This is a genomic window from Erysipelatoclostridium sp. DFI.2.3, assembly GCF_019132535.1.
Classification (GTDB): Bacteria; Bacillota_I; Bacilli_A; order Erysipelotrichales; family Erysipelotrichaceae; genus Clostridium_AQ; species Clostridium_AQ innocuum.
In genome coordinates, this window is record NZ_JAHOOJ010000009.1 from 49,036 (window position 1) to 66,883 (window position 17,848).

Below are 17,848 nucleotides of genomic sequence, written 5' to 3' on the forward strand. Positions count from 1 at the left end.
ATTTTCACTTTTCTTATCTTATGTTAATCGCATAATACAGACGACATTCATTTCTTTTCAGAAAATCCCTTTTCATTATAGCACAACATGTCTGTATGGTTAAGGAAGTTTCCGTGTTTTTCTTTGTAAAATCTTTTATTTTCGATTTTTTCCGGCATGTTTTCACACATTCCATCCAGAATTCATAAGAAATTCACACATTTACTATATTTTTCTGAGATAATGTTTTTGTAAAATAAGACTCGTAAAATGACTATGTCACTTGTAGTCTTATGCATAAAAGGAGGACACACATATGGAAGACTTTGAAGTATATGAAGAACATAATGAGGAAGATGTTAAACAAAATTCGTTCAATGAAAAATCAGAAAACACGGAAATGAACATGGATGATGCAGCTGCAGGGGCACCTTTGCAGAAGGAAAAAAAGCCATCGTTTATGAAGCGTCACAAAAATGCCTGCATCATCAGCGGATGTCTGCTGATTTCCATCGGAGGCGGATTTGGAGGAGCAACACTGGCATATCAGCTGAGCAAATCGAATGGAAACGGAACCGTGCTTTATCAGGCAGTTGAGAAAACGAATTCTTCCAAAAGCAATACAGCAAACGCGACCAGTATGTCAGTCAAGGATATCGCGAATGAGGCCATGGAAAGCGTTGTGGAGATAAAAACAGAATCCGTTTCCACGAATGAGTTTTTCCAACAGGCAGTTCAGTCAGGTGCCGGCAGCGGTGTCATTCTTAGCAAGGATGGATACATCGTGACAAACAATCATGTAATTGACGGTGCAAGCAAAATCAAGGTAACAACCAAGGATGGAAAGTCTTACGATGCCAAACTGATAGGCAATGATTCCTCCACCGATCTGGCTGTTATAAAGGTCGAGGCAAGCAACCTAAAGCCTGCTGTACTGGGCAACAGCTCCAAGCTGGAAGTCGGGGATACCGCAGTTGCGATTGGAAACCCACTTGGTGAACTTGGCGGCACCGTGACAAGCGGCATCATTTCCGCACTGGACCGGGAAGTGACGATAGATAATCAGACAATGCATCTTCTACAGACAAATGCTGCTATCAATCCGGGAAATTCCGGTGGCGGTTTGTTCAATGATCAGGGTGAACTGATCGGTATTGTTAATGCCAAATCCAGTGGTTCCAATATCGAAGGTCTTGGTTTTGCAATTCCTATCGACCGTGCAAAGGATGTTATCACAAATCTGATTGAAAACGGTTATGTAAAGGGACGCGCATCTCTGGGAGTTACACTGACCCTGGGTACCAGCAACAATCCATTCAGCTCCGATACCAGCACACAGGTCTATATCGCAAGTGTCGTGGAAGGTAAGGCAGCTGATAAAGCAGGACTGCAGGCCGGCGATCAGATTTTAAAAGTAGATGACAAGGACGTAGAAAGTATTTCCGATGTTAAAACCGTGGTAAATTCCCACAAGGCTGGAGAAACTATGAAAATTACCGTCCTGCGGGATCGTTCCACTAAGACCTTTACAGTCACACTTGGAGAAGCTGACAATACCACTTCCTCCTCGGATGAGGGCACTTCCCGGCAGACGCCAAACCAGAATCGCTGATACTTATCAGCTCGCATATTTTTCCTAACGCAGCAATAAAACAAAAAGCTTTTTCATCCATGAAATCTAAAATGTATGAAAAAGCTTTTTATGCTGTATCGTTTTTGGTTCCTGATCTACAGCCTGTTCAAAGGAATTCAGTATGTATGTAAAACGAATTGAAAACAGAAAAACAGTGAAGATATCTATCATCATAACGAAAAGGGCAATCCGGTTCTATCCATACGACAGACAGGATACCCTTTTTTCAGCTTCCATGTTCAATATATTGATTATCTCAATCAGCTGCGCCCGCCTGCTTGCATCCATTCTCCCAGCTTTGGCAGCAGTGCATAAAATTCCTTGAGGTTTTTCACCTTCCACTCCCAGTTCGGACTGCCGATCGTTCCCGGTGTATTGAGGCGCCCCTCACTCTTTAAGCCAAGAATATCACTCATTGGCAGGATGACCACATCGGCGGCACTATCCAGACAATAGCGAATCACCAGTTCGTGAAACATTCGGTTATCATAGCCGCAGTTATGGAAAAATCTGCGCAAGGCGATACGCCGATTCTGTGTCAATAGCTGATAAAAGCCCTCCAGTGTATCATTATCATGCGTTCCCGTATATAAAACGATATGCTCTTTCCGCGGCTTCTTCAAAAGCTTAGGCTGCAGCTCAAAGGATATGACATTCATGCCCATCAGGTTGTAATGATCACGCAGCTTGCCAACCTGTCTGCGCAGATCGCCCAAATCCTCTGCAATTAGACGGATTTCCGGGAATCGGCGGAACACCTCATCAAAAAACTCATAGGATGGTCCCATGATCCATTCTCCATCCTTTGCAGTCGGACAGGATGCCGGTATTTTCCAATAGGTATCAAAGGCACGGAAATGATCCAGACGGATGATATCATACTGCTGCTGATTCCAGGCGAGCCGTTCCATCCAGAAATCATAGTGATCCTTTTTCATCTGCTTCCAGTTATAGATTGGATTTCCCCAGCGTTGTCCGTCGTCACTGAAATAATCCGGCGGTACTCCTGCGATATGACTTGGATTTCCCTGCGGATCCAGCAGGAAATCCTCCTGATTCTGCCAGACATCCGCACTGTCCAGTCCGACATAAAACGGAAGATCGCCCATGATTTCCACACCATGTGCGTTCGCATATGCTTTTACCTGATTCCACTGCTTATAGAAGATGAACTGCAGAAACTGTTCATAACGGATTTCCTCTTCAAACTCCTTCAACGAAAAGCGGCGGTTGCGAATCCATTCACGCTGCTCCTTTGGCCACTGTGTCCAGCTTGCCATCTGATTATGCTTTTTCAGCGTTATGAAAACAGCGTATGGATACAGCCATGGAGCAGTGGAACAAAACAGCTGGTATTCCTGAGCAAAGGTATCCTGCATCTTCAAAAAGGTCTTGTATGCCTTTTTCAGATACGGTGCCTTGAAAGCACGAACCCCGTCATAATCCACCTTTTCTGAAAATTTATTATAATTGCGGATAGAGCTTTGCTTAAGCAGTCCGTAATCTGCCAGTGTATCCACACTGATGTAGATTTCATCCCCTGCGTACGATGAAAACGGCTGGTAGGGCGAATTCCCATAGCCTACAGGGTTCAGTGGCAGAATCTGCCAGATGCGGATATGCTGTTTACTGATGGCATCTATGAGCCGATAGGTGTGTTTGCCGAAATCACCGATTCCCTGATTTCCCGGCAATGACGAAATAGGCATTAAAATTCCAGTTTGTCTCTCCATAATTCCTCCTATCCTAAGTTCCAGATATCACGGTCATAATCCTCAATCGTACGTTTGCTGGAGAAGAAGGAGCTGCATGCGATATTGTGCAGCATTTTCCGTCCCCAAAGCTTGCGGTTCTCATAATCCTTCAGCATCTGTTCCTTACATGCTATATACTCTCTGGTATCCAGCAGCGTCATGAACCAGTCCTTGTTCAGCAGCTCCTGATAAAAGCGATGCAGCGATTTTCGATCTCCTGTCGCAAGCATTTCCTCTCCGATCAGATAATCCACCAGCTCCTGCAGCAGAGCATCCTGTTCATAATAATCCCGTGAACAGTAATCTGCCTTTTCATAATGCGCAATGACCTCTTCACTGCTTTTTCCAAAGATATAAATATTGTCTTCCTCAACCAGATCGGCAATCTCCATATTGGCACCGTCCCGGGTTCCCAGCGTCAGCGCACCGTTCAGCATAAACTTCATGTTTCCTGTCCCGCTGGCTTCCTTGCTTGCCAGTGAGATCTGCTCGGATATGTCGCTTGCCGGAATAATCAGCTCCGCTTCGCTCACATTGTAATTTTCAATGAAGCAGACCTGCAGATACGGAGATACCCTGGCATCGTGTTCAATGATATCCTGCAGACAGAGCAGCACATGAATGATATCCTTGGCAATCGTATATGCAGGTGCCGCCTTGGCTCCGAAAATACAGGTGATCGGCCGCTTTGGCAGATTTCCTTTGCGAATTTCCTTCAGTTTATAAATAATCCACAGCGCATTCATCTGCTGGCGCTTGTATTCATGCAGCCGTTTGACCTGCGTATCGAAGATACTGTTGGGATTGATTGCCACCCTCTGCTTGTTGCGGATATGTGTACACCATTCCCGTTTCTTTTCCTGCTTAATGTCCTGCAGATGTGCAATGACGTCCGCATCCTGTGCATAGGCATGCAGCTCTGCAAGGCGCTCATCCTGCCAGGAATCCATATGCAGCAGCTCCATCAGATACGTATACAGCTGTGTATTGCAGGCATGCAGCCAGCGTGTAAAGGTGATACCATTGGTTTTATTGTTAAATTTTTTAGGATACAGCTCATAAAAGGCATGCAGCTCGCTTTGCTTCAGTATCTCTGTGTGCAAAGCCGCAACCCCGTTGACGCTTTTTCCAAAATGAATATCCATATGTGCCATATGCATGCGATTGTCCGCATCGATCAATGCCACACCAGCTGCACTGCAGCGCTGATCTGCTGCGGTATCCAGTGCCTGCAGAATGCCGCACAAATGCGGAACTACGGTTTCCAGATAGGACATCGGCCAGGTTTCCAGAGCCTCCGCCAGAATCGTATGATTGGTGTATGCACACGTTTTTTCAACAATGCGCACCGCCTCCTTCATACGGATTCCCTCCTGCATCAGCTGATATATCAGTTCCGGTATGATCAGAGATGGATGGGTATCATTGATTTGAATCACGGCATGCTCATACAGTCTGTGCAGATCATGCCCCAACTGCTTCTGTTCCTCCAGAATCATATGCGCACCGCAGGCTACCATGAAATACTGCTGGTAAATGCGAAGCAGTCTGCCCTGCTCATCACTGTCATCCGGATACAGAAACAGCGTCAGATTCCGTCGGATATCTGTTTTATCGAACTGAATGCCCTCTTTAACGATGCCCTCCTCAACACTTTCCACATCAAACAGATGCAGACGGTTCTTTTTCCCGTCAAAGCCGATAACATCCATATCATAGCGCACGGGCTGCAGGGTACAGCATGGAAGCTTAACCTGAAAATCAACCGGCACCCTTTCAAACCAGCTGACCGTGTCGATCCATGCGTTTGGCAGCTCTGTCTGCTTATGATTTAGAAAGCGCTGTTCAAACAGGCCGAAGTGATAATACAGACCGATCCCGTCCCCGCACAGATTCAGCTCTGCAATGGAATCCAGAAAGCATGCGGCCAGTCTTCCCAGACCGCCGTTACCAAGACTTGGCTCCTGCTCAATATCCTGTATTTCCTTCCATGTACAGCCATATTCCCCGACAAGAGTCTTTACATCCTCCAGAGCATGCAGATGAATCAGATTGCTTGTCAGCATTTTTCCCAGCAAAAACTCTGCGGAGATATAGTACAGCTTCCGCTTTGATACAACAGGCTCCAGCTTTGCCATCTGCTTGCGCACCGCACGGTTGATTGCCTTGTAAAGTGTCCCGGCAGTTGGCTTGCATCCCGCTGCATTTCGTATATCCTGAATCAGTTCCTGTCTCATGAACGTCATAAATTGCCTCCTTCACACAAATATGTAAGCGTTTATCATTTATCAATATTTTAACACAAATCACTAAGGAATACGTGAAGAATTTAAAAAAAGTACAGTTTTTTCAAATTTCTGTACTTTTTATTCATTTTTCTGTGAATTTCGTGCTATCCGCATCGTATGTATACCTGTTTTGTATGATAATCACAAAGAAATGGACGGATTCGCAAGATATGCCTGCAAATATCCCTCTGCCATATGATAGATATAGTCCCGTACATTGATTTCTCCGTTTCGGATACACCAGTAATAGATTACCCCCCTGCTCATAATCAGCAGCTCCTCCAAAAGCTTTTCGATATCCGTATCCGTTTTCAGACAGCACTCCCTCACCGCACGCTGCAAAAGACAGCGCAGACCGTCGGGCAGACCGCGTGCATTGGACGCAAAAAAGGTATTTCCATTGTCGATTTGCGCCTTGTACACATTTTTGATACTGTCAATCCCCATCGTTTCCGCATAGCCGCATTGCTCACACAGATACTGCAAAATCGCTTCCAGCGGCGGCAGCTGCCTGCAGACAGGCAGAATATCGTTCACGAAGACATCATCCACATCGCGGTACAGCTCCACAATGATGTCGGATTTCGTTTTAAAATGATGATAGAAGGCACCCACGGATATGTCCGCTTCTCTGCAGATCATGGATATGCTAAGCTCATCAAAGGTATGCTCACGCAGCAGTCCGGTGCATACAGTAAGTATATTGGAGCGCGTCTGCAATGCCTGTTCCTTCCGCGTTTGTTTTTTTTCCATCCAACTGACCTCCTGTGGGTAAAGCAAGATTCTGAAAATGCCGTAACGACGATTCGCCTCAAAAGCTTTCTCCGGTATCCTCTTCACCCGATTTCCAGTTGATTATATCATACCTGACACAGACATACAAATCCTTTCAGCGAATGTATTCGGTAAGTGTTGACAACGCTTACATTGCCTGTTAGAATGAAACTAGATATTGACCGAACGTATTCGGTAAGGAGGACTTTATGACACATCATCGAGAGTTGTTTCAACCAACAGGCATTGGCTCCTGTACATTGAAAAACAGGATTTCCATGGCACCCATGGGGCCTGTCGGGTATGCGGATTCCTTCGGCGGCTTCAACCAGCGCCTGCAGGATTATTACGTAGAGCGCGCAAAAAACAACGTTGGTTTGATCATCACGGGTATCTGCTCCGTCGATATGAGTATCGAGGGCATCCCCGCAAACGGTCTGCCATGCCCGACAAGCAATCCGCTTGCTTTCATTCACAGTACCTATAGCATGAATGACCGCATTCATGCATACGGCTCCAAGATTTTTCTACAGCTGACCGGCGGTCTGGGACGCAGTGCCCTGCCCGGCTTTACGGCAAAGCATATCGCTCCAAGTGAAAACACCAACCGCTTTGATCCGCGTATCACACATCGTGAAATGACCAAAGAGGAAATCATGAATCTGATCAGGCGCTTCATCGAATCTGCGGCGATTGCGAAAAAGGCAGGCTTTGACGGTGTGGAAATCCATGCGGTGCATGAAGGCTACCTGCTGGATCAGTTCGCCATTGCTTTGTTTAATAAACGCAGTGATGAATTCGGCGGCTCTCTGGAAAACCGTCTGCGTGTTGCCACAGAGATTGTCAGGGGAATCAAAAAGGTCTGCGGACCTGACTTTCCTGTATCGCTGCGCTACAGTCTGAAGAGCTGTATGAAGGGTCTTCGGCAGGGAGGTCTGCCGCAGGAGGAATACACGGAGGTCGGAAAGGATATCGAGGAAGGCATTGCAGCTGCGAAGATCCTGGTTAATGCCGGCTATGATGCATTGAATGTGGATGCTGGAACCTATGATTCCTGGTACTGGAATCACCCGCCGATGTATTTTGAAGACGGCATGTACCGCGAATTCGGAAGAATTCTGAAAAAAGAGGTCGACGTACCGATTATCTTAGCCGGGCGGATGGATGATCCGGATATGGCAGTGGAGGCATTGAAGGATTGCTGTGATATTATCAGCTACGGACGTCCGCTGCTGGCGGATGCGGAGTTCGCAGAAAAGGTCAGAACGGGAAGAACGGATGAAATCCGGCCATGTCTGGGCTGTCATGAGGGCTGTCTGGGAAGAATTGCCAATGGTCCGATTTGCTGTGCAGTAAATCCGGCGTGCGGACGTGAGGAAATTTACGGCATTACTGCAGCCTGTACAAAGAAAACCGTACTCGTTATCGGCGGCGGTGTTGCAGGACTGGAAACAGCACGGGTGTGTGCACTCAGAGGTCATTCTGTCATTCTGTGTGAAAAAAGCGATCAGCTGGGAGGTAACCTGATTCCCGGCGGTGTTCCGCATTTTAAACGCTATGACCGCAAGCTGATTTCCTATTACAAGCGTCAGCTGGAGCTGCTGAAGGTTGATGTCCGCTATCATCATGAGGTTACTCCGGATACAATCGACAGCTATCATGCGGATGTCATCGTATGTGCCAGCGGTTCAACACCGAGACATATGGAGGTTGAAGGACCTCTGCCAGTTGCGAGCGCGGACGAGGTGCTGCTGGGACAGAAAAACATCAGTGGCAATGTTGTCATCATCGGCGGCGGACTTGTCGGCTGTGAAACAGGAATCTGGCTGACACAGCAGGGCAGCCATGTCACAGTTGTGGAAATAGCGGATGAAATTCTGGGAGGAGCCGGTGCTCTGCCGCATATGAATCATTTCATGCTGGAGGATCTGATTACCTACCACAGGATCGATGTGCACACCAAATCCAGCGTAGTGAAATCTAGCGATGAGGGTGTTGTCATTTCTACACCGCAGGGTGAAAAGCTGCTGCCTGCGGACGGCATCATCACCTCTATCGGCTATATCGCAAACAACAGGATTTATGAGGAACTGAAGGATATGGATATCCCGGTATACAATATCGGAGATTCCAACCGGGTACATAATATCATGTATGCGATCTGGGATGCCTACGAGCTTGCAAGAAATATCTGATACAGTACAAAGAAAAACGGGTCAGTGCGACCCGTTTTTGCTGTTTTTTTTTCAGGACCCTACGATAATTTAGAAATCGTTTTATCCCAAGGCAACATCCATGATCATCATAATCAGAAACCCGATCATGACACCGTAGGTCCCGGCATGGGAGTGCGCATCCAGATTTGCTTCCGGAATCAGCTCCTCCACCACCACATAAATCATTGCCCCTGCCGCAAAGGACAGCAGCCATGGCATGGCGATGGTGGCCCCGCCGACGATAGCAACCGTGGCGATTCCTGCAATCGGCTCCACGATACCGCTCAATGCGCCGTAAAGAAATGCTTTCGCACGCGAGCAGCCCTCCTTGTACAGCGGTAAGGAGATGGCGGCACCCTCCGGAAAATTCTGCAGGCCGATTCCGATCGCCAATGCGATAGCGGCAGCCAGTGTTGTAGAGGCCCCCGCCGATGTGGATAAGGCAAAGGACAGACCGACTGCCATGCCCTCGGGAATGTTATGCAGCGTAACGGCAAATACCAGCATCGTCGTCCTCTTCAGGGAGCTTTTCGGTCCCTCGGGTTCATCGCTTCCCGGATGCAGATGCGGCAGCGCCTTATCCAGTGCCAGCAGAAACAGACCGCCTAACACAAAGCCGCCGCCTGCCGGAAGCCATTCCGGCATTCCCAGCTCCTTTGCCTGTTCCATGCTGGGAATCAAAAGACTCCAGACAGAAGCCGCAATCATCACACCTGCCGCAAAGCCGAGAAAGGCAGACTGCATTCCCTGCTTCATCTCCTTGCGGATCAAAAAGATTGTCGCAGCGCCCAGGGCAGTCATCAAAAATGTGAACCCGGTTCCAATCGCTGCCAGTATATATGGATTTGTAATTGTCATAAAATCACCCTCTTCTCTATTATTGTAGCTGTCTTTATTATAAAGGATACACTTTCTTTTCGCCATTCATATGTCTCGGGAATCCTGCGATTCATATCAAAATGATTTCTTATGCCATATTTTCCGTATATTCCATAGAGCTATTGACACGAAGCAATAAAACAGCCAAGCTTGAAGGATGCGTAATTTCTTATCCGGAAATGGACAGGATACATCTCATAAAGTCAAAAAAGGAATCGATATCATCGAAAACGGTATCGATCCCTTTTGCATGTATGTTTATCCCTTCAGCGATTCCCTGACTGAACATACACGCTTCCATTGTATGAAAATGAAACGCTACGCCTGCTTTTCCGCCATGGCAAAGTGATAGGACAACAAATCCTTTAACAGCTCAATCGAAGCATTCATCTGATCCTCATCCATCGTCTGAATGACCTTAAAATTCTTCAGCAGCATACTCTCATCCAGCTGATACTCCCTGCTTAGATATTTTGCCCATTTATCAGCATCCTCCATCTGTTTCATGGCGAGAACACCTTCACTGACGATAACACAGTGGAAATCTCCACGCTGTACCGGTACCGCCCATTTGATGAGACCTGCATGACAGGAATACACACATTCATGATCGATTTTTCTCGCATTCTCATATGTTTCCTCTGTACATTCCTCACACTTTTTCAAAGCCTTACTGCTGGATTTCAAACACTTGCAGAAATAATTTTTCTCCGAAGCACTCTGAATTACCGTATTGTCATATACCACATAGCTGCGCAGTCCGGTAATATTCTGATAATCCTTTAAGGCATGTTTGATGATTTCTTTTGTTTCCATTATCCATACTCCCTTTTCTATTGTTTATATAGTACAATAGTAGCATACTTCAGAAAAAACTTCCACAGGAAGGTGAAGAAACCTTATACTTTTGTAAACGTTTCCAGTTCCTGGAATCCCAGCCAGAGCTGCATGGCTTCTATGTTCTGGATTTCTGAATGCCGCAGCCATGTAAAGACGGCAGTATCCTTCCAAAAATGCATCGGTACCAGAAGATCGCAGGAGGCATATTGAAGAAAAGCCCGGGCTCCTTTCAGCGCACGCTCCTTCAATCTGGGATCCACCGGTAGGAAGGCAACGTCAAAATGCATCCCTTTGATGCTTTGCAGCTCCCGGAAATAGCGCTCCTTCATCTCTGCATGTTCCTGCGGCGTATTTTCATCGCCCCAGTCCCACCAGTTGAGATCACCGGCGTGATAGATGCAATTGTCCTCAGCTGTCACCAGAAAGGCAACACCCTCATCCGTAGAAGCAAGCGTGCGCACCTGCAGATCATTCACTGTATAGCACTTCCCTGCTTCCACCTGTATATGGGGATGCGCAGCTGCGATATCACTGGATAAAATCCATGTAATAGACGGGTGCTTCAGCTTAAAAATCCTGGTGCTGTAGTGATCGGCATGCGCATGACTGGCAAACACATACAGGGGCTTGTCCTCTTTCATCCTCGGCAGCGTGCCCCTGTAATAGTCAAACAGCAGATAACAGCTATCCAGCTCCACCAGAAAGCAGCTGTGTGTAATATAGCTTATGTTCATAAACAGATTCCCTCTTTTCATAAGGCTATCATAATGCACACAGCGCAGCTTTGCAAGTGATTCCCCGCTATATTCAACTTGTAAACGGAATCTGCATACACTATAATAATGGAAAAGAAAGGATCTGATATTATGGAGCTTAAAGAGATACAGACAAGTCAGCTGCACAGTGATGCGTTTACGATGATCGGAAAGGAATGGATGCTGGTCAGTGCCGAAAGGGACGGTGTTGTCAATACGATGACAGCCTCCTGGGGAGGCATGGGAATTTTATGGAACAAGAAGGTTGCTTTCGTATTTCTGCGTCCGCAGCGCTATACCAAGGAATTTATTGATCAGAAAGACTGCTTTACCCTTTCCTTTTACGATGAGGAATACCGCAAAACACTTTCCTATCTTGGCACGGTCAGTGGCAGAGATGAGCAAAAGATAGAAAAAGCCGGTCTGCATACCGCATTCATAAACGATGCACCTTATTTCACAGAAGCAAACACGGTGCTTGTATGCCGCAAGCTGTATGCGCAGGAAATGCGGGAGGACTGCTTCCTGGATGCCGCCTTGATTGAAAAGAATTATCCGCAGAAGGATTATCATACCATGTATGTCGCAGAAATTGAGCACGTCTATCAAAAATAACAGTAATAAAAAGCAGAAAGTATAAAAAGAGAAACAGCCTCTTTTCCTTCCTGCTTCTTATCCGTGTTGGGAATATACGACAGCATGAAAGCTGGATTACAGGAGAGATCAAATCGGTTCTCAATTGTATGACAGCTTCTTTTTTATAGCTAATAGGCTATACATCCCCGATATGAAGGAACAGTATAGTTTACCGACTTTTTTCATCCTATCCGGATTCTTCCTTTCAACCGATTTCAGCAATATAACCACCTGCTTATAAGGGAACATCGATTGCACATTGTGTATCATTGATAACAGGTGCACAATTCGTATAAGGATGCTATATGGTAATGGAAAATCCGTAAAGCCGCAATAAAATGAAGGAGCGGATAATCTTCTTCCTCATAGAATTCACTCTTCCTTTTCGCTTGAATCCCACTGCGTGTAGGAATGTGCATAAGAAATGCTTTTTTGATCCTTTTCTTTCCATGGCATTCACCAGGAAAAGAAAAAAACGATGCCATCAAGACATCGCAAAGCTTCTTACTGGTGTTCGATAATCACAACTTCCACTTTTTTCTCAGCCGGATGATAGTCGTAGGTGATTTTGGCAAGTCTGCTGTCACCAAGATGCTTTGTCAGCACCTCTGTGATATTCTGTGTCAGATGCTTCGTATCCTCTTCGCTGTCGCAGAAGTATTCGATCTGTGTTGTAATATGTTTTCTTGCGGACACATGTTTTGAAATCTCTTCCTGTAAACGCACTGTATGTTTCATAACCTATTTCTCCTTCATATTCCTTACTATCTTACCACGTTTTCATTATTAGAAAAAGTCCTAATTTTCGATAACGATGTCCTCCATAGTAAAAGATGCCTCCACGGAATTGAATTTGATGGTTCCTCGTGTAAAGTCAAAATAGGAATCGAACAGGTATCGATTGCCCTGATAGATGTTCACCTCATACAGCTCATACAGAAAGGATTCACTGGCCTGTGCATACAGATAACGCATGAGAACGGCAAGCTGCTTTTCATCAATGGCTTCCTTTACATCTATCCTTGCCTGCAGCGTATAGTCTTCCACATACGTATCCGTAAATGTGTAGGCTACCTGCGGCTTTTCGATATCCATTTCATACACCCCGTAGATTTTATTCTCACAGGAGGACAGATTTTCATCATAAATCAGATTCTCCGTTTTTGAATGGGAAGGCAGATTCAAATATCCCACCGGTTCCCCGTTCTTTATCAAATCCGTTTTCACAAAATACGGACTGTTATTTTCCACAATGACCGTCTGGACACCTTCGGCATATTCATAATCCTTTACCATACAGGTCAGGGAAACCTTCTCTTCCACCTCATGCTTGGAAATATTTCCACTCACAAAGCTGTCACCAATGTCCTCATTGTCTGTGAATGCCGAAGGCTCATCGCGAAAGGAGGTCATAGCGACCACAGCAACCGCAACCACGATACCGATAATCAGCAGCAGGCTGAACAGCTGAACCAAACGGATATTTTTCTGCGCCCCCCCTCCCTTGATATGCTCATAATACGGATGTCCGCCCTTTTCCATGCGCAGGCGCAAATTCTTCGCATTGGGATGATTATAGCGGTGCTCCCTTACACGCTCACTGTCATCGATGCGCTCCTTCTTTTCTTCAAACACGCCACTCTCCGCTTTTTTCGTATCAGCCGTGGTACGATACTTTGCGGCATCATACAGCGTATCCTCCTGACGGGAAGCTTCGTTGTATACCTTTGTTTTCCTTCCGCAAATCGGACAATATTCATCATTGCACTTATTTCCGCAATCCTCACAAATCCGTTTTCTACTCATCCCCGATATCCTCTCTCTCTATCAAAAGCCTATGCTATCGCTTGTGCATACAGCACGCAGACTCTGTAAAAGCACTGGTATTACTTTGTATAATTTTATCATATGTGGATAGGAAATAATAGAAATTTGTAAAAAAATCAGAGAGCACTATTAGCGGAATATTTACTACCTGTTACATTCAGTTTGGGAAGACCACTTCCGGGTATCTGTAGGATACTGCTTTGTATGCCACGCAGTCCGTATTTTTCGAAGGAATTCGCATATGATGGCATACCTTTGCGACTGTAAACACTTCTGTATAAGGAAAAGCATGGAGAATTTGTACGTAAAATCTGTTTTTTACATTCATTTCAGTATATAATATAGATAAGAACTACACACGAGAGGAGAATTCATATGAAACAGGTTATGTATGGAATCGAAATTGCAGATGTAAATGATTTTGGAGGCTGGGTTGGATATGAGCCGGTGAGAGAGGATGTCGCAAAGACACTGAATCATCACATGTATCTGTTCTTTCAGAACGAATATCATATCAATCAGTTTGCCGAAGGTCGTAAATTTGTCATCAATGTCAAGGATGATTCTCTGGAAAAGGTGATTGGTAATGCGCGTATTCTAAAGGCTATCGTGGAATATGGTACCCCATTGAGTATGAACGGCTATGAAATCAGTGCTCCGGCTTATGCAAGAAATATTGTGAAACCGCTGAGTAGAGCAACCGGCTTTATTCCGGAAAACACCATCTACACATTCTCCGATGCACATTACAAGGACATGAAAACAGATTTCAATTTTATTTCCGATCTTATGACACGTACATCCATTGAGGCTGTGGATATTCTGCTGGGCAGCATTTCCTTTGTGAATAAGAATCTGCTGTATCATTATCCGCATTATTTCATTATCGGTGACAGTCAAATCAAGGTACTGGATGACGATTATCAGATTGGCGGTTAAACGGGCTACGGCCCGTTTTATATTGAAAGGATGGATTTGATATGAACAGCGCGACAATCCGTACAGCGATTGCATCCATGGTTCTCGGCATTGTTTCTGTATCATTCTGTGTGCCTGCTATCCTGTTTTCCTTTTTCCGGTGGCTGCCGGGAATGCTGATTGTGCTTGTTTCTCTGGCTTGCGGAATTCTGGCTATTGTCATGGGAGCCAGAGCCAGAGTGCTACGTCCGGCAGGCAGAGCGATCGCCGGTCTGGTGCTGGGCATCATCGGTACCAGTATTTCGGGACTTCTGCTTCTCTGTCTTTTACTTTTGTGCATAGCTTTCTGAGCCGCTCTTTCCTGTCCGGCTCTTTTTTTTCATACCGGAACATGATAAAATCAGTGTAGAGATAAAAAGGAGAGTGCGTCTTATGAAAACACGAATGGAACATGATTCCATGGGTGAAATCGCTGTGGAGGAAGATAAATACTGGGGAGCCCAGACACAGCGCAGCTATGAGAATTTCAAAATCGGGGATGAGAAAATCCCTCTGAGCATGATATGTGCCTTTGCACATCTGAAGCTGGCCTGCGCAAAGGTCAACTATGAGCTTGGCCGTATGGAGGAGCGTAAGCTGGATGCGATTGCCACTGCCTGTGATGAGATTTTATGCGGCAGACTGGATGCTCACTTCCCACTTTCTGTCTGGCAGACAGGAAGCGGAACACAGAGCAATATGAATGTGAATGAGGTCATTGCCAATCGCGGAAATGAAATTGCAAGGGAACAGCTGCTGCATCCAAATGACGATGTGAATAAGGGACAAAGTTCCAATGACACGTTCCCTACTGCTATGCATATCGCAGCGATTGAAGCACTACGTAAACAGCTGATGCCCCAGCTGGAGGAAATGATTCATGCTTTAAAGCGTCTGGAAAAAGAGAATCAGCATATCATCAAAATCGGACGTACACACCTGCAGGATGCGACACCACTGCGCTTTTCACAGGAAATCAGCGGATGGAGAGGCATGCTGGAGAACAATATCGATATGCTGCAGAAGGCAATCGATTCCCTGCGTAAGCTTGCCATTGGAGGGACGGCAGTCGGTACCGGACTGAATACCCCGCAGGGATTCGGCGATCTCGTCTGTGAAAGGCTGAGCGATCAGCTGGCTACTCAATTTATCAGCGACCCGAACAAATTCCACGCTCTGTCTGCGAAGGATGATATCTGCTTTGCCCATGGTGCGCTGAAGGCACTGGCGGCAAACTGTATGAAGATGGCAAATGATGTACGCTGGCTGGCAAGCGGGCCGCGTTGTGGTTTGCAGGAAATTCGGATACCGGAAAATGAGCCAGGAAGCAGCATTATGCCGGGAAAGGTGAATCCGACACAATGTGAAGCGATGACCATGGTAGCCGTACAGGTCATGGGAAATGATGCGGCCATCGGCTTTGCGGCCAGTCAGGGTAATTTTGAGCTGAATGTCTTCATGCCGGTGATTATTTATAACTTCCTGCAATCCGTCACCCTGCTCAGTGACGGTCTGCGCAGCTTCCGCATCCACTGTGTAGAGGGTATCCGGGCAAACGAAGAAAAAATGGCGGAATATCTGCAGCATTCACTGATGCTCGTTACTGCTCTGAATCCGCATATCGGCTATGAAAATGCCGCAAAAACAGCAAAAAAAGCCTATCAGGATGGGATATCCTTAAAAGAAGCCTGTGTGGCACTCGGCTTTTTGAGTGCGGAAGAATTTGATGCCTACGTCATAGCAGAAAACATGGTATAATGGGTTAGAGATTTATGACACCCGGAGAATGAAATATGAAATATTTCAATTCTACTATATAGGGTGATAATGCTATTATGGGAATCGGGACGATTTAACATAGTAGCGCAGCTCTAACCCATTATAGGAAATCGGCACGATTTCCTATAATATTTTTTACATAACATACAGATAGAAAAAGAACTCCGCATCAGGTTGATAGGAGCTCTTTTTTTATGATAGAAATAGAAAACGCAGGCTGAGCTTTACAGATGAAGGCTTATTCTCCCATATCCGTCGGACGGCACGCTCCCTCCACCTGCTTACCAAAAAAAATACGGCGATTTCTATACTTCATACTGGTCACCGTATTCTCTATTCAATTATATGCGCGCTACACCGCTTTCCCTTGCCGCCTGTGCAACAGCTTCTGCTACAACAGCACCCACCTCTTTATTCAAAGCACTTGGGATAATATAATCTACGCTCAGCTCTTCATCACGTACCAAGGAAGCAATCGCATATGCAGCGGCAACCTTCATTTCCTCATTGATATCGCTTGCGTGAACATCCAGGGCACCACGGAAGATACCAGGGAATGCCAGAACATTGTTGATCTGATTAGCAAAATCACTGCGCCCGGTTCCTACCACGAAGGCACCGGCATGCTTAGCCTTGTCCGGCATGATTTCCGGCACTGGATTTGCCATTGGCAGGACGATGGATTTTTCATTCATGCTGGCTACCATAGCCTCACTGACCACATCCGGAGCGGATACCCCGATGAAGATATCGCTTCCCTTCATGGCATCCGCAAGACTTCCCTTCAACAGTCCCTTGTTCGTCAGCTCAGCAATCTCCTTCTTGCCGGCATTCATGCCTTCTCTTCCCTTATATACACTCCCCTTGGAATCGCACAGGATAACATCACCGAAATTCATTTTCAGCAGCAAGCGGGCAATCGCAATACCTGCAGAGCCTGCACCGTTAATGACGATGCGCAGATCCCCCATGTTTTTGCCTGTCAGCTTTACCGCATTTAACAAAGCAGCTGCGGTAACGATGGCAGTTCCATGCTGATCATCATGGAATACCGGAATATCACACAGCTTCTTCAGCTTCGCCTCGATTTCAAAACAGCGCGGTGCTGCGATATCTTCCAGATTGATGCCGCCAAAGCTGCCGGATAAAAGGGCAATTGTATGTACGATTTCATCCACATCCTTGCTTTTAATGCATAAAGGGATTGCGTTCACACCGCCAAACTCCTTAAACAGAACACATTTCCCCTCCATGACCGGCATCCCTGCCTCCGGTCCGATATCTCCCAAGCCGAGAACCGCCGTCCCGTCAGTTACAACCGCTACCAGATTTCCACGTCCGGTCAGCTCATAGCTTTTGTTGATGTCCTTTTCGATTTCCAGACAGGGAGCAGCAACTCCCGGTGTATACGCCAGACTCAGATCATCCTTGGTGTTGATTTCCATTTTGGGATTGACATCCAGCTTTCCTTTCCACTCTGCATGCAGACGCAGCGCTTCTTTTGCATAATCCATCTTCGCATACCTCAACT

General features: G+C 46.1%; 15 protein-coding genes. 6 read left to right on the forward strand and 9 right to left on the reverse strand.

The annotated features are described in order from the left end of the window. Nucleotides 1–295: 295 nt before the first annotated feature. Complete coding sequence (locus KSZ58_RS10665; protein ID WP_002608333.1) at nt 296–1,591, forward strand: S1C family serine protease; 1,296 nt, start codon at nt 296–298, stop codon at nt 1,589–1,591. Between the two features lie 281 nt (nt 1,592–1,872). Here KSZ58_RS10665 and malQ read toward each other — a convergent pair whose 3' ends face one another. The 3 genes from malQ to KSZ58_RS10680 all read right to left on the reverse strand — a co-directional run bounded on the left by malQ (nt 1,873) and on the right by KSZ58_RS10680 (nt 6,407). Then, nucleotides 1,873–3,345 (reverse strand): 4-alpha-glucanotransferase, encoded by a 1,473-nt coding sequence (malQ, locus tag KSZ58_RS10670; protein ID WP_008819098.1) that lies wholly within the window; start codon nt 3,343–3,345, stop codon nt 1,873–1,875. Nucleotides 3,346–3,353: 8 nt separating this feature from the next. Then, complete coding sequence (gene glgP / locus KSZ58_RS10675) at nt 3,354–5,612, reverse strand: glycogen/starch/alpha-glucan family phosphorylase (protein WP_008819099.1); 2,259 nt, start codon at nt 5,610–5,612, stop codon at nt 3,354–3,356. Nucleotides 5,613–5,795: 183 nt separating this feature from the next. Then, nucleotides 5,796–6,407 (reverse strand): TetR/AcrR family transcriptional regulator, encoded by a 612-nt coding sequence (locus KSZ58_RS10680; protein WP_009269456.1) that lies wholly within the window; start codon nt 6,405–6,407, stop codon nt 5,796–5,798. Nucleotides 6,408–6,637: 230 nt separating this feature from the next. Here KSZ58_RS10680 and KSZ58_RS10685 point away from each other — a divergent pair, with 230 nt between their 5' ends. Then, nucleotides 6,638–8,623 carry an FAD-dependent oxidoreductase gene (locus KSZ58_RS10685; protein ID WP_009269457.1) on the forward strand — a complete coding sequence of 662 codons (1,986 nt, stop codon included), beginning with the start codon at nt 6,638–6,640 and terminating at the stop codon, nt 8,621–8,623. Between the two features lie 81 nt (nt 8,624–8,704). On the opposite strand, the gene KSZ58_RS10690 is transcribed toward KSZ58_RS10685, so the two are convergent. The 3 genes from KSZ58_RS10690 to KSZ58_RS10700 all read right to left on the reverse strand — a co-directional run bounded on the left by KSZ58_RS10690 (nt 8,705) and on the right by KSZ58_RS10700 (nt 11,097). After that, the gene (locus KSZ58_RS10690; protein ID WP_008819103.1) at nt 8,705–9,502 is read right to left on the reverse strand and encodes a ZIP family metal transporter; all 798 of its coding nucleotides are present in this window, start codon (nt 9,500–9,502) and stop codon (nt 8,705–8,707) included. Between the two features lie 339 nt (nt 9,503–9,841). After that, nucleotides 9,842–10,339, reverse strand: coding sequence for a PocR ligand-binding domain-containing protein (locus KSZ58_RS10695; RefSeq protein ID WP_002608327.1), 498 nt, complete (start codon nt 10,337–10,339; stop codon nt 9,842–9,844). An 83-nt stretch (nt 10,340–10,422) separates the two neighbouring features. After that, nucleotides 10,423–11,097, reverse strand: coding sequence for an MBL fold metallo-hydrolase (locus KSZ58_RS10700; protein WP_008819104.1), 675 nt, complete (start codon nt 11,095–11,097; stop codon nt 10,423–10,425). A 132-nt stretch (nt 11,098–11,229) separates the two neighbouring features. On the opposite strand from KSZ58_RS10700, the gene KSZ58_RS10705 reads away from it, so the two are divergent. Beyond that, nucleotides 11,230–11,733 (forward strand): flavin reductase family protein, encoded by a 504-nt coding sequence (locus tag KSZ58_RS10705; protein WP_008819105.1) that lies wholly within the window; start codon nt 11,230–11,232, stop codon nt 11,731–11,733. A gap of 525 nt (nt 11,734–12,258) precedes the next feature. On the opposite strand, the gene KSZ58_RS10710 is transcribed toward KSZ58_RS10705, so the two are convergent. Further along, complete coding sequence (locus tag KSZ58_RS10710; RefSeq protein WP_002608324.1) at nt 12,259–12,492, reverse strand: hypothetical protein; 234 nt, start codon at nt 12,490–12,492, stop codon at nt 12,259–12,261. Nucleotides 12,493–12,552: 60 nt separating this feature from the next. After that, entirely contained in the window at nt 12,553–13,560 is a 1,008-nt protein-coding gene (locus KSZ58_RS10715) for a hypothetical protein (RefSeq protein ID WP_008819106.1), read from the reverse strand. A 396-nt stretch (nt 13,561–13,956) separates the two neighbouring features. Between KSZ58_RS10715 and KSZ58_RS10720 the strand changes: the two genes are divergently transcribed. From KSZ58_RS10720 to fumC, 3 genes are all read left to right on the forward strand, one after another. Next, entirely contained in the window at nt 13,957–14,520 is a 564-nt protein-coding gene (locus KSZ58_RS10720) for a hypothetical protein (protein WP_002608322.1), read from the forward strand. Nucleotides 14,521–14,561: 41 nt separating this feature from the next. Next, a complete protein-coding gene (locus KSZ58_RS10725; RefSeq protein ID WP_002608321.1) occupies nt 14,562–14,849 on the forward strand; it encodes a hypothetical protein in 288 nt (95 codons plus the stop codon). Nucleotides 14,850–14,931: 82 nt separating this feature from the next. Then, nucleotides 14,932–16,296, forward strand: coding sequence for a class II fumarate hydratase (fumC, locus tag KSZ58_RS10730; RefSeq protein ID WP_008819108.1), 1,365 nt, complete (start codon nt 14,932–14,934; stop codon nt 16,294–16,296). Between the two features lie 362 nt (nt 16,297–16,658). Here the strand turns inward: fumC and KSZ58_RS10735 are convergent, their stop codons facing one another. Then, nucleotides 16,659–17,831: an NADP-dependent malic enzyme gene (locus tag KSZ58_RS10735; RefSeq protein WP_009269458.1), complete on the reverse strand. Its 1,173-nt coding sequence runs from the start codon at nt 17,829–17,831 to the stop codon at nt 16,659–16,661. Between the last annotated feature and the right edge of the window lie 17 nt (nt 17,832–17,848).

Bases quoted from the DNA above. Each gene is read 5' to 3' on its own strand.
- fumC (WP_008819108.1), top strand. From the start codon at position 14,932: ATGAAAACACGAATGGAACATGATTCCATGGGTGAAATCGCTGTGGAG.
- KSZ58_RS10725 (WP_002608321.1), top strand. From the start codon at position 14,562: ATGAACAGCGCGACAATCCGTACAGCGATTGCATCCATGGTTCTCGGC.
- KSZ58_RS10695 (WP_002608327.1), bottom strand. From the start codon at position 10,339: ATGGAAACAAAAGAAATCATCAAACATGCCTTAAAGGATTATCAGAAT.
- KSZ58_RS10700 (WP_008819104.1), bottom strand. From the start codon at position 11,097: ATGAACATAAGCTATATTACACACAGCTGCTTTCTGGTGGAGCTGGAT.
- glgP (WP_008819099.1), bottom strand. From the start codon at position 5,612: ATGACGTTCATGAGACAGGAACTGATTCAGGATATACGAAATGCAGCG.
- KSZ58_RS10735 (WP_009269458.1), bottom strand. From the start codon at position 17,831: ATGGATTATGCAAAAGAAGCGCTGCGTCTGCATGCAGAGTGGAAAGGA.
- KSZ58_RS10685 (WP_009269457.1), top strand. From the start codon at position 6,638: ATGACACATCATCGAGAGTTGTTTCAACCAACAGGCATTGGCTCCTGT.
- KSZ58_RS10680 (WP_009269456.1), bottom strand. From the start codon at position 6,407: ATGGAAAAAAAACAAACGCGGAAGGAACAGGCATTGCAGACGCGCTCC.
- KSZ58_RS10690 (WP_008819103.1), bottom strand. From the start codon at position 9,502: ATGACAATTACAAATCCATATATACTGGCAGCGATTGGAACCGGGTTC.
- KSZ58_RS10710 (WP_002608324.1), bottom strand. From the start codon at position 12,492: ATGAAACATACAGTGCGTTTACAGGAAGAGATTTCAAAACATGTGTCC.
- KSZ58_RS10715 (WP_008819106.1), bottom strand. From the start codon at position 13,560: ATGAGTAGAAAACGGATTTGTGAGGATTGCGGAAATAAGTGCAATGAT.
- malQ (WP_008819098.1), bottom strand. From the start codon at position 3,345: ATGGAGAGACAAACTGGAATTTTAATGCCTATTTCGTCATTGCCGGGA.
- KSZ58_RS10705 (WP_008819105.1), top strand. From the start codon at position 11,230: ATGGAGCTTAAAGAGATACAGACAAGTCAGCTGCACAGTGATGCGTTT.
- KSZ58_RS10665 (WP_002608333.1), top strand. From the start codon at position 296: ATGGAAGACTTTGAAGTATATGAAGAACATAATGAGGAAGATGTTAAA.
- KSZ58_RS10720 (WP_002608322.1), top strand. From the start codon at position 13,957: ATGAAACAGGTTATGTATGGAATCGAAATTGCAGATGTAAATGATTTT.